This window comes from Pedobacter aquae (genome assembly GCF_008195825.1).
In the GTDB taxonomy this organism is placed as follows: Bacteria; Bacteroidota; Bacteroidia; order Sphingobacteriales; family Sphingobacteriaceae; genus Pseudopedobacter; species Pseudopedobacter aquae.
This window is the reverse complement of the sequence record NZ_CP043329.1, coordinates 739,292-754,726: the sequence shown is the minus strand read 5'-3', so window position 1 is coordinate 754,726 and position 15,435 is coordinate 739,292. Positions and strand designations below refer to the sequence as shown.

The window sequence follows — 15,435 nt, the reverse complement described above, 5'->3', positions numbered from 1 at the left end:
ATAAAGTTCCTAATCACTAAAAATCAAAATGCTTTGAAAAACTCATTTGATCTACAACATAAATTTTTTTGTCTATTTCTTTAAACAGTCTTGGTAATTTTTTTAAAAAATTTATGCCTGCTGGATCTAATCCTGCTGGAAATAATATGAAGTAATCATATTTATATATTTCTTCTAAAATCCTATAAAGAAAACAAGTAGCATTATTAGATTTTAACCGATATTTAATATCAAGTATTTCAGATAAAATAATATTTGAAATAGAATTATTATCATTATTAGGAAAGCCCATAAATAATATTTTGTTGTATATTTCATAATCATCAGATTCTATTTTTATTACAAAATTACTACTAGGACCTAAAACATAAGATTCTGCATTTTTATCTAAGTTTATAATTAGCTCATTAATCTTCACTATTGCCATACTGTGCGAAATTTTGAAAAGTTATAACCATAACTCGATGACCATTGTCGGAAATTACTGTTATTTAAAATTTTATTAAGAATCCCATAATTACCTGTTTGCATACCTTTTATAGTCGCAGCTATAATTTTGTGATGTCCATCGGTAATTAACGCTTGATTACCATTTATAAAACCTCCAGCACCACTTTTTAAGTTAAATGTCCCGTTATTCATTTGATTCAAATAATCATCAACAACAGATTTATAAATAGGGTTTTTAACTTGAGCCTGGATACCGAAATTGTCTAATGCCTCGGAAATATAATCTGGAGTAATATTTCTCTGAATTCCTTCTATTGTGATAGAGTAGTTTGTATTAGTTGAAGTATATTTAGCTGTATTATTAAAGCTAAAACGTGTTCTTCCAGAAGCTACATCATCACCCCACCATACATTGGTCGGTTTATTCTTAAATAAAGCAGTAGCTCCTCCAACTACACCGCCTGCTATACCTCCAAATAAAACATCTTTACCCCATTGTTTTAAAGAGTATCTATCTCCAAAGAACAACATATTTCCTATTCCCTGAATTGGACTTGCTACTGCTGCACCAGCTGCTCCTGCTAATGCACCACCTGCAATAGATGCTCCTGCTAATCCACTTGCCCCTAATGCAGCACCACCCGTTATTGCCCCTGCTGCACCAGCCACAGCACCAATGCCAAAAGCTTTTAATCCACTACTAAAATCTGTTACTTTTCCTTGAACTATCTTTACAGTTAGATTTGCGCTTCCTCCTATTAAGGCAGCTATACCTACTATGGCTAAGAATGCTAACTCCCCACTCGGGTCCACATGACTCAATGGGTTATTATACACATAACCATACCTGTTAAAGTTTTGGCTATTGTATGGGTCTTGCACATAATTATCTGGCTGTAAAAACCTGTGTAATTTAGGGTCGTACAAACGGCCATTCATGTGTATCAAGCCTACGCCCAACAAATGTTCATGCCCGGTATATCCACGGTCGAGGATGACAAAAGCACTTAATGGAACACCATTTCCATTTTCTAATTTAACAATATTCCCCCAAGCATCAAATTGTCTTTTTTCTGCTATGTTACCTGCTGCATCTGTAATCATCACAATACTACCTAAATGGTCGCGATGAAGAAAATATAACTGCGCATCTAAAGGTTGGGCATTGCTATGGTGTATTTCTTTCCAAATGGCAGGTGCACTGTAAGCATCACCTCCTAAGTAAAATACAAAATTGGTGGTACCGTTTTGTATATCTTCGGTGATTTCCATTGTACCATCTTCACTGTAATGGCGACGATACGGACGGTCCATTTTTTCTGTTGCTGTACTGCCATAATACATGTGTGCCCGCTGCAAACCTGCATTGTACTGAAAACTTATTCTTTCTTTACCCTCCTCGTTTATTTCTACCGGGCTTTTAAAAGCGTTATCATTAATCTATACTCAAGAACAAACGAGTTTAAAATTGTCTTTTAATATTGAACCCGTAGTCTGCACCTATACTCTTACTGTTTCATAAGAATAAGACAAAAAGGCACAAGTAGCTTTTACACTCTTGCCCAAAACTCATAATTGCTATTGGGGGGTATTTAAAATTGCGCCATCAAGGAGACTATTTAGGGATATTTCAATTCATGTAAATCTTTTATAAATGACTTATCTTGTTTTATAACATCATCTATTAGAATAATATTATCCACCGGTTTCATTTGCTTTTTCCCAGTGCCCATATATAACTTATCATCTTTAATAAAAGAGATAAACAACGGGGATTGAGTGTAAAAGACTAAAGTTGGATTAAACTTTATAATTTGTTTTACTAAGTTAGATTGAGCCATAAAAGCTGAAGTATTATTGGCGTTTAGCTTATTTAACGAAAAATATGAATTATCATAATTGCTCATGTGTAAAGATCCACAGAAAACTGTGTCTTTAAACACAAAAGCAGTAAAATCATCATAAAATTTATAGAAGTCAATGTTTTTAGCAAAAATATCCCCCTCTTCATAATTTATATAAGCTTTTTTAAGTTTAAACATCGGTATTATAATAAAATTATACCGATCAAATTCTCTTTTCTTAAGTTTTCTCTTTTCCTTATCTAATTTTTGTAGTAGTTTTAAAGCTCGTTTTTCTAAGGTAGGAAGAATACTCCTGTAGTTTTTAATTGCAGATTCTAAGATCTCTTTTTCTGTCTGAGAATACACAGTATTTACAATACTTAACAGACTAGCTAATAAAATTAACCGCATAACCATTACCATTTTATCCAATTAATAACTGAACCACTTCGCATATACCCACCAGAGATGGCGCAAGTATGTAGCCTAAGCCTGTGTATTGGATACTTGTGCCTTGTAATTTCTTTCATTTAGTGCTATATCTCAAAGTTTCTGCTTTATAAGGCACAAGAAGCCTTTGCCCGCTTGGCTTACTCCTCATTCTTGCGCCATTGAAGGGGACTTTACCCCATATACTTCTCTATAATCCTTTCCAAACTGTTTTCGGGCAAGCTGCTCTAAATATACGTTGTCCTGTATGATATGTGCCGCATGATTTAACCCTGCACTAATAGCCCCATTCCTGGCTCCATCCCAGCACAAGAAGCCTTTGCCCGCTTGGCTTACTCCTCATTCTTGCGCCATTGAAGGGGAAACTATTTTATTTAACATTATTCACATTTTTCACAACATCTAGGGTCCTCTTTTGTGAATCCATAACCTGGTTTCATCGAGAACGCATTACATCTATTATAATTATTACCTAATATTGACAGAAGAATTCCTATAAAAAGGGTAATCCAAATAATGGTATTTCCAAATAACTTGCCCTGTTTACTAAAATGGATTTCATTAACGTAATTCTCATCAATAAATGATTTTAAAACAAAATAAGATATACCACTTATTGAAAAAAACACTAAAAAGATTACTAAATAATTTTGCTTGAATAGAGGTGAAAAAATCTGATCAATGAGACCAAGAAATTCAAATAAAGCGAATATATAGATATAAACTATTGCTAAAAAAAAACAAGTTGCACTAAAATACTCAATTCCCTCATCTGATTTTCTTCCTTTATATGTCTTATATATAAGTATAAATAGAATTTTTAAAGGATTTCTAGTGTTCAATTTATTTAGCATATGTATCAATTTTATTGTAAATCCATTTTGTTCCACCTGAGGCATCTAAGACTCCCAATCCTATACTTACATATGGATTTAACTTTGTTAATGACAATACTGAAACACCGAATTTAGCCCAAGCTCCATGAGATTGAAAACCGGAGTTACGAAGTTCATAGAAAGAAGTTCCAACCTGAGTAAAACCACTCGCTCTTCCCATCCATTTAGCAGTTTTTAATGTGTATTCTCCTGCTTTACCCAAATCACCTTCACTTTTTGCAATTTCTAATAATGCTTCTTTAGTTTTGGCATATATACCTGCTCCACCAGCTATTTCTTCAGTTTTTTCTGTAGCACTTTTCTTTTGCTGTGATTTCTTTTTATCATTCCCTAGCACTTTACCGCCAAAATGATTTAAAGTTGCAACCGTAGCTCCAGTTGCTGCTCCTCTCCAGAAATCTCCTCCACTCAATTCTGCTCCAACTCCACCTGCTAGCGCAGAAAATCCAACAGTCCCGCCAAAACTCTTTGCAAAATCACCACCCCAAGCCTGGAAACCGCTTCCTGCTAATGAGCCTAAACCTCCGGATAAAAAGCCCTGCATAAAATCTCCACCAGTAAACTCGGATATTACACCGTTAGCAAAACCATGTGTTGCTGCTCTTCCGACCTCATTTAAGAATGAACCTGCAGCATGTCCAAACACTTCCCCTATACCTCCTGTAACTACACCCGAAATTGCCCCAATTCCCACAGATTTCCCAAATTGTCCCCAATCCCAGTTGTTAAAACCTCCAGGACTTAATGCTACACTAGCTGTATAACCAACCGCAGCTATAGCTGCTCCTGTTGCTGCCGCTTTAGCGATAAAGATTAAGGCAGGTACAAACCATACAATCTCCCCACTCGGGTCCACATGGCTCAACGGATTATTATACACATAACCATACCTATTAAAATTCTGGCTATTGTATGGGTCCTGCACATAATTATCCGGCTGTAAGAACCTGTGTAATTTAGGATCATACAAACGTCCATTCATGTGTATCAAGCCTACGCCTAACAAATGCTCATGCCCGGTATATCCACGGTCGAGGATGACAAAAGCACTTAATGGAACACCATTTCCATTTTCTAATTTAACAATATTTCCCCATGCATCAAATTGTCTTTTTTCTGCTATGTTACCTGCTGCATCTGTAATCATCACAATGCTACCTAAATGGTCGCGATGAAGAAAATATAACTGTGCATCTAAAGGTTGGGCATTGCAACCTCCGCTTACAACAGCGATTGCGGTAGACCTACTACCATCTTTTATATAGCATGTGTTGATTCACATCAACTCTCACGACACACCTTGCGCCATCTGAGGTCAGATCTGGTTAAGGAATATATTTAACCTTCCAATTTAAACTATCTAGTTGCTTACTATTAAACCTCATTTTCTTAACATAAATTTGCTTCTCTACAATCTCTTCCCAACTATAATTTTTGATTGTGGTCTCTTTTATGAAAAATAAATTAATATAATCAGAATTATTGCAGAATATGGTCGGATTATCAATATTTCCAAAGCCCGAAAATTCTGAACTATTGTATGCGTTAACTCTATAATTAGGAGAATATATAGAATCAATTTGATTACCTTTCTCATCCTCCATAATTGCACCAGATACCTCAAAAAGTTTTAGTCTAGGCAGTATTTCAATTGAGTTTTCACAAGTCTTATATACGTAAACTGCTGAGTCAGATAAATTATATACCGTTAAAACAGCTGTTTGAGGATCATATGAAGGGCAACCATATAAAATTAAACAAAGCATCAAAAACAATAAATATTTCATAAGATTATTAAAAAGGAAAAAGTGTTGAAAAAAATATATTTAATCTTAAAGCGCTACTAATGTTTTTTATTGGGAATTCAGAAGAGTACAAGTAACGCGAACCAAAGTATTGACTTGACAAATAATTAGCCCATGTTTCCGTCCAAAAATTCCGGTGTGCATAACTTCCCACTCCATCTAAAGAGGCACTTACTAAACTTTGCTTACCAATAACTTTGTAAAACGCAATATTACCTATTTCTTTCGCTTGTAGTATATGTCCAAACTCATGTTGCATTAATTCTGTATAACGATTCATAGTATTAGAGAATGCTCCTTTGCCAACTACAATACCCTTGCCTGGTAATGTGATTCCACCACTATTTCTTCCACTTCCTAATTGAGAAGATTCATATACATTTGTTCCTTCATATTTCCCTACATACTTACTACTTACTGATTGATTGGTATTAGATATGTTATGAGCTCCGATTCCATTAGATAAATCCATATTAGCCTTCCCTGTAAAAAAGTTTACATCCTTGGTTAAAGCATCTATCCCTCCAAAAACTCCTCCTGTTATTCCTCCAGCTATTCCCTGTTTAAACCCATTTTTAAAACCGGCACCTAAAGATTCACCTATATTCCCACCATTTAATGCTGTATTCCCAATTCCACTAACAAATCCATTGGTAAAACCTGCACTTGCTCCGGTAGCTGCACCAGCAATAAAGCCTGTTGATGAAACTCCTGCAGCCGTACCCATAAATCCTGCGCCAAAACTTCCGCCTGCCATAGCAACATTAACACCTGCTCCAATACCAGCCGCCGCTGCACCAGCCAAAGCCCCAATACCAAAATGTGCTAATCCTTTCCAACTAAACTTAGCGCCATTAGCAGCCCAATTTATCACACCACCTATTACAGCTCCTACTATTAAATGTATAAACTCCCCACTAGGGTCCACATGGCTTAGCGGGTTATTATACACATAACCATACCTGTTAAAGTTTTGGCTATTGTATGGGTCTTGTACATAATTATCTGGCTGTAAAAACCTGTGTAATTTAGGATCATACAAGCGGCCATTCATGTGTATTAAGCCTACGCCTAACAAATGCTCATGCCCGGTATATCCACGGTCGAGGATAACAAAAGCACTTAATGGAACACCATTCCCATCTTCTAATTTAACAATATTCCCCCAAGCATCAAATTGTCTTTTTTCAGCCACATTACCTGCTGCATCTGTAATCATCACGATGCTACCTAAATGGTCGCGATGAAGAAAATATAACTGTGCATCTAAAGGTTGGGCATTGCTATGGTGTATTTCTTTCCAAATGGCAGGTGCGTTATAAGCATCACCTCCTAAGTAAAACACAAAATTGGTGGTACCGTTTTGTATATCTTCGGTGATTTCCATTGTACCGTCTTCACTGTAATGGCGACGATACGGACGGTCCATTTTTTCTGTTGCTGTACTGCCATAGTACATGTGTGCCCGTTGCAAACCTGCATTGTACTGAAAACTTATTCTTTCTTTACCCTCTTCGTTTATTTCTACCGGGCTTTTAAAGGCGTTATAGTTAATTTTCAAAGAACAAATGAGTTAAAACTCTCTTAATATTGAAACCGTAGTCTTATACTCTTACTGTTTCATAAGACTACACAAAAGACACAAGCAGCTTTTACCCTCTTGCTCACAACTCATACTTGCACCATCTGAGGGCTTTATTGGCATTTTCCAGCTTAGTGTATTATTATCAACGATACCGGACTGCCAGTCCGTCAATAACCTTATCCTTTTTTCTATCAGTAAAAACTTTTACCCAAGATAAGACAAACGCATCGTAGCCTCCTGACCTATCTTTCTGCTCAGGTGTTAGTAACACCATAAAAATTTGGGGATTATTACCTCTTTCTAACCAAGGGTTAATTTGAATGAAATAATCCGCTTTTGACAAAATACGGCTCCCAGAGCTCCCCATTATAAAAGCAATCTTTTTCCCCTGAAAATCAAATGTACCTCTTGAGTCCTTTAGAAGAAAATTCAATAATTCGGCTTCTTCTGTGTTTAACATTTCATTACTTTTTTTATCTGAATTCTGAACTTGATTTTGTTCGATGCTTTTCTGACTTTGCGACATACTATTACAGCTTAATAATATAAAAGAAATCAGCAATATTATTTTACCCATCATCATTAGATTAATATTGATAAAGATGATACGAATACAACATCGGTCTAATACCGATTGAACGTAATACCATTTGTGAATGCAGAATAAAAGGATGAATCCCTATTGCAGGAACACCAGCTAAAGTTAAGGCTCTTGCGGTATGATTAACACAGCTACTAAAATATAAGTTATAGTTTACACCCTTATTTAAATTTGATCCATAATTAGCAATCCGTTCCAAATTAACTCCTCTAACACTGACTTTTGAGACGTCATCTCCAGCATCAACATAATTTTTCCAACTATTAGTGCCCTTTTTAAATTTAAAAGGATTGAATATCCACTTACCTCCTGGATCGGGACCTACTGAAACTAAAGAGTTATCTGGATTTGTTTCACCTACTTTTGTAAGAGCACTATGGCCTATTGCATCCGAGTTTTCAGTATTAAGCTGAACTTCACCCGGTTTAAAACCAGCCAAAACATCACTCACGTTAGCGAGAGTTCCTAGTCCATACCCTAAATTTTCCATAAATGAATTACCCTTCTTACCCAAATAACCAAATTCACCAGTTGAAAAATTATAGCTTCCAAAACCAAAATTAATAGATAAGTCTGTTTTACCTCCTGTATACATATAAGTTCCAGCGGAATTGATTAACGAACCTCCAGCAATAGCAAGCGTATTAGAGAAAGCAATTCCTGAAGTTGCTATTGTATTGGCTACTCCTCCCGACAAACCTCCGGTAATAGCACCACCTAACATGTACCCCCAAGTTTTACCTGAACTATAATCCCACTTAAAAGGGTTAGCTGTCCCGTTAGCCATACTACCACCGCTCCACATACCCAAATCAGCACCAATTGCTACGGGGAGTAATGGGGGACAGAATATTGCTGCAAGCGTTGTAAAAATAAACTCCCCACTCGGGTCCACATGGCTCAATGGATTATTCAACACATAACCATACCTGTTAAAGTTTTGGCTATTATAAGGGTCCTGCACATAATTATCTGGCTGTAAGAACCTGTGTAATTTAGGGTCGTACAAACGGCCGTTCATGTGTATCAAGCCTACGCCTAACAAATGTTCATGCCCGGTATATCCACGGTCGAGGATGACAAAAGCACTTAATGGAACACCATTTCCATTTTCTAATTTAACGATATTTCCCCAAGCATCAAATTGTCTTTTTTCTGCTATGTTACCTGCTGCATCTGTAATCATCACAATGCTACCTAAATGGTCGCGATGAAGAAAATATAACTGCGCATCTAAAGGTTGGGCATTGCTATGGTGTATTTCTTTCCAAATGGCAGGTGCGCTATAAGCATCACCTCCTAAATAAAACACAAAATTGGTGGTACCGTTTTGTATATCTTCGGTGATTTCCATTGTACCGTCTTCACTGTAATGGCGACGGTAAGGACGGTCCATTTTTTCTGTTGCTGTGCTGCCATAATACATGTGGGCCCGCTGCAAACCTGCATTGTACTGAAAACTTATTCTTTCTTTACCCTCTTCGTTTATTTCTACCGGGCTTTTAAAAGCGTTATAGTTAATTTGCTGTAAAGCCCTATCTTGATACCATGTCTGAGCTGTACTTACCAAATTATTTAACTGGGTTTGTTGGTAATTATTATAGGTATAATCTCCTAACTGGCTGTTATTGGTGATACGCCCTTTATTATCATAAATATGACTGTTATTGCCATTATTATCGTTAAAATTAGTTAAACGGTCTTGGCTGTCATAAGCAAAACTATCGTTCCAACTAAAGGCGCTATTGCTTCTGTTGGTTAATAAGCCTCTGGATGTATTAAAAGTGTAGCCAAGAGTCATTAATACACTAGGATTATTCATATACCTTTCTAATTGCGATTGTTGAATATAGCCATATTGGTCATAAGTATTAATGAGTCTCTGCCCTCCTTCAAAATAAGACGCCGTAGGCTGCCCTCTTTCATTCAAGCCTATTGATTGATGAATCACTTGACCTGTTTGTCCATCATGTAAAGCAAATACTTCTCCGCTCATATATTCAAACAACAAGGTTTTTTGTGCAACTTTATTATTGGCTTTATTTTTTGCTTCTGAAGTTTCTGAAAATACTTTACCAAACATATCATATTCCAGTGTTTTGGTAAATCTGGCATAAGTATTATCCTCTACAGTAGAAAGTAAACGTTTATAATTATCATAACTATAAGTATAGTTAGCATTATTACCATCTGCATTGGTTAGATTTAATTGTGTAAGTAAACGAGTGCTGGCATCATAAGTGTACTGGTAACTCATATTGGTAGCATCACCCGTTATAATTTTACTATTTAGCCTGCCAGAAGGTAGATAAGTATAAGTTGTTGTACCTTTAGGCGTTATTTCTTGTAATACTTGTCCAAATTGGTCATAAGTATATTGATAAACTCCCGCAGAGGGATCTGTCAATTGTATTTTTCTGCCCCAACCATCATAAGTAATTTGCTGGGCTATACCATCATAATTAGCTGTCTTTAAATTACCGGCTGCATCATAAATATAGTTGATGGTCCCCCCTGGATCTTGCACACTGGCTATTTGTCCTAAAGCATTTTTGGTTGTAATGGTAGTTTTTGTACCATCATTAACAGTGGTTGTTAAACCATTATAGCTGATATTGGTTACCTTACCTGTATAACTTGTTGTACTGGTGCTTCGCCCATACTCGTCGTAAGTAGTTTCGTTCCATTGACTAACTGTACTATTACTAAAGTAGGGTTCACTTTGCTTTTTTAATCTTCCATAAATATCATATTCTATGTCTGAGTTTATCCATTGTCCTAATAAATCTTTAGATGAGCTTTGTATTTTCTGGCCTAAATTATTGATGATTTCATGAGCCTCTTGTCCTTCATCATTGCTTTGAAAGATATAAGTATCAAAACCAGATTTTGAATAAGAGGTATAACTTTTATAGCCCAAATAATTCGTAGTCTCGATTAAATTACCCCAGCTATCATATACAAAACTTTCTGTCTGATTATAAGGATTAGTCCTTGATAAAACACTTCCTGTTATAAGATTATGAGTATATGTCGTAGTCATCCCTTCCGTATCTGTTTCAGAAACAACAAACCTTCCTGTAGGGTCATAGGTTTTAGATGATGTACGCTGCCCATCAGCTGTAACTAGTGTTTTGGATAAAATATTGCCAAAATTATCATAAGTTAAATTCTCCGTAATAAAAGGGGTGCTATGTCCTTTCTTTTTGATTTGTGTAGGTAGGTAATCTGTATAGGTATACTCTTCTTCTGTTGTATAAACGTCTCCTGCGGCATTTGCAGTAGTTTTTTTGTTAAGAGGTCTTCCTATATGATAATTGGTATTACCTACATCATTACTATAAGTCATCTCTGTTATAGTTGTCCCTTGCCCTGAGAAATTTTGCTGCTCTTTTACTAAATTTAGGTAGCTATCGTATTCAAAAGTTTTTAAAGTGTTGGTTCCTGATAAGTTATCTTTTACAGATATAGAAGTAGCAAGATTTTTATAAACTTTATTTGAAAGCAATTCGGCTTGGTAGGTGTAATCTGTTCTGGTGATGTAATCATTCAATGTTGCTCCATCTGCTACGCCTGTTGCCGGGTTTGCTATAGTAGCTATAAAGGCTCCATTACTCGCATTTGCTTGAAAACCAGGGAGCAAGCTTACAGTTTGAGAGGCTTTAACTGTTTTTGCTGCCGTTTGTACATCATTCATTTTAAGATGCGGCTCTGAGGCAGCAACATTACTAATAAGTGAACTGATATATGGATTTTTTGATGTAAAACTTTTTACCAAACTTCCCCTTAGTAAAGGATTATGAATATTGATATTGAATATTTTATTTTCATCATATTCATCAGCATGCCAGTTACTTTTAATAATTTCTCCAAATCCCATAAACCCAAGTCCTTCAACATTGGTAACAGCATTTTTGTAAGAAAATATTTGTCGTAAAGTATTAGAACTTGTAACTCGATCTATTCTCTTCACCATGTTTAGCCCTGGTATAAGCCGCAAATTATTATATGGATATGTTAGTGAGCTGCTACTACTATAAAATGGCATATAATCATAAGGATCTGACTCTTCTATTGGCGTTTGATAATTAAAAGAATGAGAAACACCATCTTGAAATACAGATTTTAATCGAGTTTCTTTACTAACATCACGTAAGAAATTGTACAAGGTAATCGTATTATGACTAATAAAACCAAATTCTAGTCTGTGATTTGGTTTTGTTGGATTTAATGCAATTGGGATTGGATGATGCCTTAAAGTTGCATATCTAGTATTTATACCTGAACTTATAAAACTATGAGCCTCTAGAAAATTAGGCATTCCTGTATTATAAAATGCAATTGTTATAATTTCGCCAGAAGACGAATTTGTTACTGTTTTCGTTCTGGTATATAGTAAATCTGTTTTCCCATCACTATTTAAATCCGTAGGTATTAAACTGTATATATATAATGTATTTCCATCTTGCAAAGGTTTATCATAGTTAAATGAATGTCTTTTTTCAAATACTTTAAAATCATTGCCTGTTGAATACAAATGAACGTATAGATTACGGTCGCTTCCTTCATTAGCAACAGGTTGCATAAAGTCTATCTTTCCGTCACCATTATAGTCTCCCAGTAAAAGAGGTAAAGTGGTTTTTATTCTAGAATTTGATTTTTGCCAAAGAAGTACTAATTGATTAGTAGCATTTAAACCATAAACATAAACAATACCATTACGTACATGCATAATGTCTGTTTTTCCATCTCCATTAAAATCAGCTGTATAAAGCTTATCAATAGAATCATAAGGTTGTAATAATGTTCCTATTTCTTGAGCTTCATCGTTTAATCGCCTATCCATATTAATAAAATATGTTTTAGCTACTGTACTGAACCCAAAGTTTGGAGAACAGCTGTTAAACTCAAAATCATAATGCTCTCCCGTTATATAAGTATGAGGTTTCGCTATACCAATTATATCTGTTAACCCATCACCATTAAAATCTCCTGATATATATTCTAATGGAATTAAAGTTCCTGGAATCATTGTTTGTGCACATTCAGAATAATATGAATTATTCTGAGGAGGAGATACCATTTCTTTAGTATACTGATAAATAAGAGGTGAGTAACTTTGACTAGCAGCGTAAACTTTGACTTTATAAGTTGCTTCTTCCTGAACTGGAGATTCCGATGAAGTTGACCACCCTATTCCGATTTAACTTGACCAGTCATTCCGTTAGAAACTGACCAGTGTATTCCGCTGGAAACTGACCAGGTAAGGACGTTGAAAGATGCTGTAAGATCAAGCCTATTTTTGGGGGATTAACATCTCAGAAATGGCAAATACGACAATCAGCATGAATAAGATAAGACAAATCCTCAGGATGTCCCATCAGGGGCGCAGCATCATGTCCATTACGGTACAGAGCGGTTGTTCCCGTAATACGGTAAGGAAATACATTTCTGCCTTCAATCAGGGAGGCTTTAGCTTTGATGAGGTAAACGCCCTTAATGACAAAGAACTGGAAGACCTTTTTGGAAAAAGCAGGGAGCAGCCCCCTAGTTCTCGTATGCAAGCCCTTCAACGATGTTTCCCTGCTATGGACAAAGAACTCAAGCGTACAGGGGTAAACCGACAAATGTTATGGGAGGCTTACCTGAAAGAATTCCCCCAAGGCTACCGTTACAGCCAGTTCTGTCTCTATTATAAGCAATGGAAGTCTCGTGTGAACCCGGTAATGCATATGGACCATAAGGCAGGCGATATGCTGTATGTTGATTTTGCCGGCCAGAAGCTGAGTTATGTAAATGAGGAAACCGGCGAAGTGATCCTAGTAGAGGTATTCGTCGCTATCCTTGGCGCCAGCCAGCTCACTTATGTAGAGGCGGTAGCAACCCAGCAGAAAGAGGACTTCATCATGGCCTGTGACCATGCCTTCCATTATATCGGAGGGGTGCCGGGAGCTATTGTGCCGGACAACCTGAAAGCGGCAGTGACCAAGAGCAGCCGTTATGAACCTCTGCTGAACGAGGCCTTTTCAGATTTTGCCGACCATTATGGCACCACAATATTGCCTGCCAGGGCCTATAAACCCCGCGATAAGGCTTTGGTAGAAGGAGCCGTCAAGATCATCTATTCCCGTGTCTATGCTCCTTTGAGGAAGATGGTTTTCCACTCCATCGAATCCTTGAATGCCGCAATAAAGATAAGCCTGGAAGAACATAACAACCAATTATTGAAAGGTCGTAACTACAGCCGGCGCCTACAGTTTGAAGAGATAGAACGGGGAGCCCTTTCTACCCTCCCTCTGATTCCCTACGAACTCAAAAAACAATGTTACGCTACGGTAATGAAGAACGGCCACGTCTGCCTAGGCATAGACAAACATTATTATAGTGTGCCATACCGCTTTATCGGGAAGAAGATAAAGCTGTTATATTCCAGATCCACAGTAGAGGCTTTCTTCCATTACGAGCGTATAGCGATACATAAACGTATCAAAAGCCCGTACAATTATAGCACCGACAAGGACCACATGGCCACCTCGCACAGGTTTGTGGCAGAATGGACACCGGAGAAGTTTCTGGGCTGGGCCTCCTCCATCCATGAGGATGTAAGGCTATATATCCTAAAAATACTGGAACGTAAACAACATCCCGAACAAGCTTACAAATCCTGTGTAGGAATACTCAGCTTTTCCAGAAAAGTAGGGAACGAGCGGCTTCAGATGGCCTGCAGAAGGGCGTTGGGCTATGGAATATACAACTATAAGACCATACAATCTATACTAGAAAACAAGATGGACAGCTATCAGGATAATCTTTTTGCGGATGAACTGCCCATGCCCAGCCATGAAAATATTAGGGGAGAAGATTATTATCAATAAACAAATAATATATGAACACCAACACTTTAGAAAAAATGAGGTCGATGAAATTCTTCGGCATGTTCCACGCTTTCAAAAGCAGCCTGGAGAGCGGGCAGACTGATGGTTATACTGGCGATGAGTTATTGGCCCACCTATTGGAAGCCGAATGGGATTACCGGCAGAACAGACGTATAGAACGACAGTTATTGTATGCCCGCTTCCGCTATAAAGCAACCATAGAGGAGATAAAGCACTATATAGAGCGAAATATCGACAGGAACCAGCTGATGCGCCTTGCCGAATGTAGCTTTATCGACCGCAATGAAAACCTGCTGATTACCGGAAGCACCGGTATCGGAAAGAGCTATGTGGCCTCAGCCATTGGACACCAGGCCTGCTTTTCAGGCTATAGAGTACTTTATGCAAGCACTCCTAAATTATTCGCTAAATTGAAGATGGCCAAGGCTGATGGATCCTATAGTAAGGAAATCCTTAAAATAGAAAGGCAACAGTTACTGATACTCGATGACTTTGGTATCCAGCCCTTTGATGCCCAAAACCGGGCAGCACTGATGGAAATCATTGAGGACAGGCATGGGAAATCCTCTATGATCATCACTTCCCAGCTTCCTGTCGGCAAATGGCATGAACTTATCGGTGAGAAAACCATTGCCGATGCAATCCTGGATCGTATCGTACATGATGCGCATAGAATGGAGCTACAGGGGGAATCGATGAGAAAAAAAAGAAATCAGGAACCACTAAAAAATCACTCATAAATCTTTAAAATAATTATTACTTTTATCGAAGATCATAAGGCATCTTTCAACCCTCTTCGCCAGCTTAATCACTGGTCAGTTTGCCACGGAATTACATGGTCATTTTCATCGGAATATACACTACGGCTAGCGGTTTTTCTCAAGTGATATTTTTACTGCAATAACCTC

At 37.1% G+C, this 15,435-nt stretch carries 10 protein-coding genes; 2 read left to right on the top strand and 8 right to left on the bottom strand.

All coding sequences use genetic code 11. From position 1 onward, the window contains the following. Positions 1-16 precede the first annotated feature (16 nt). The 8 genes from FYC62_RS03470 to FYC62_RS03435 all read right to left on the bottom strand — a co-directional run bounded on the left by FYC62_RS03470 (position 17) and on the right by FYC62_RS03435 (position 12,714). On the bottom strand, positions 17-427 hold the full coding sequence (locus tag FYC62_RS03470) for a hypothetical protein (protein WP_149073930.1): 411 nt from the start codon (positions 425-427) through the stop codon (positions 17-19). Next, a complete protein-coding gene (locus FYC62_RS17220; protein ID WP_205943772.1) occupies positions 418-1,809 on the bottom strand; it encodes an RHS repeat-associated core domain-containing protein in 1,392 nt (463 codons plus the stop codon). Before FYC62_RS17220 ends, FYC62_RS03470 begins: the two co-directional genes overlap by 10 nt. Before the next feature lie 260 nt (positions 1,810-2,069). After that, entirely contained in the window at positions 2,070-2,717 is a 648-nt protein-coding gene (locus tag FYC62_RS03460) for a hypothetical protein (RefSeq protein WP_168199369.1), read from the bottom strand. 870 nt (positions 2,718-3,587) lie between these two features. Next, complete coding sequence (locus FYC62_RS03455; RefSeq protein ID WP_149073928.1) at positions 3,588-4,787, bottom strand: RHS repeat domain-containing protein; 1,200 nt, start codon at positions 4,785-4,787, stop codon at positions 3,588-3,590. A 178-nt stretch (positions 4,788-4,965) separates the two neighbouring features. Next, a complete protein-coding gene (locus tag FYC62_RS03450) occupies positions 4,966-5,427 on the bottom strand; it encodes a hypothetical protein (protein ID WP_149073927.1) in 462 nt (153 codons plus the stop codon). A gap of 7 nt (positions 5,428-5,434) precedes the next feature. Beyond that, on the bottom strand, positions 5,435-7,006 hold the full coding sequence (locus FYC62_RS03445) for an RHS repeat domain-containing protein (RefSeq protein WP_205943771.1): 1,572 nt from the start codon (positions 7,004-7,006) through the stop codon (positions 5,435-5,437). 166 nt (positions 7,007-7,172) lie between these two features. Next, the gene (locus FYC62_RS03440) at positions 7,173-7,613 is read right to left on the bottom strand and encodes a hypothetical protein (RefSeq protein ID WP_168199368.1); all 441 of its coding nucleotides are present in this window, start codon (positions 7,611-7,613) and stop codon (positions 7,173-7,175) included. A 4-nt stretch (positions 7,614-7,617) separates the two neighbouring features. Beyond that, entirely contained in the window at positions 7,618-12,714 is a 5,097-nt protein-coding gene (locus FYC62_RS03435) for an RHS repeat-associated core domain-containing protein (protein ID WP_149073924.1), read from the bottom strand. A 241-nt stretch (positions 12,715-12,955) separates the two neighbouring features. Between FYC62_RS03435 and istA the strand changes: the two genes are divergently transcribed. Further along, a complete protein-coding gene (gene istA / locus FYC62_RS03430; protein WP_039454395.1) occupies positions 12,956-14,506 on the top strand; it encodes an IS21 family transposase in 1,551 nt (516 codons plus the stop codon). A gap of 11 nt (positions 14,507-14,517) precedes the next feature. Beyond that, entirely contained in the window at positions 14,518-15,267 is a 750-nt protein-coding gene (gene istB, locus FYC62_RS03425; protein ID WP_039454396.1) for an IS21-like element helper ATPase IstB, read from the top strand. Positions 15,268-15,435: the final 168 nt, after the last annotated feature.

Coding starts and splice junctions, on each gene's coding strand:
- FYC62_RS03470 (WP_149073930.1), bottom strand. CDS start 427: ATGGCAATAGTGAAGATTAATGAGCTAATTATAAACTTAGATAAAAAT.
- FYC62_RS03460 (WP_168199369.1), bottom strand. CDS start 2,717: ATGGTAATGGTTATGCGGTTAATTTTATTAGCTAGTCTGTTAAGTATT.
- FYC62_RS03455 (WP_149073928.1), bottom strand. CDS start 4,787: ATGATTACAGATGCAGCAGGTAACATAGCAGAAAAAAGACAATTTGAT.
- FYC62_RS03450 (WP_149073927.1), bottom strand. CDS start 5,427: ATGAAATATTTATTGTTTTTGATGCTTTGTTTAATTTTATATGGTTGC.
- FYC62_RS03440 (WP_168199368.1), bottom strand. CDS start 7,613: ATGATGATGGGTAAAATAATATTGCTGATTTCTTTTATATTATTAAGC.
- FYC62_RS03435 (WP_149073924.1), bottom strand. CDS start 12,714: ATGGTATCTCCTCCTCAGAATAATTCATATTATTCTGAATGTGCACAA.
- istA (WP_039454395.1), top strand. CDS start 12,956: ATGGCAAATACGACAATCAGCATGAATAAGATAAGACAAATCCTCAGG.
- istB (WP_039454396.1), top strand. CDS start 14,518: ATGAACACCAACACTTTAGAAAAAATGAGGTCGATGAAATTCTTCGGC.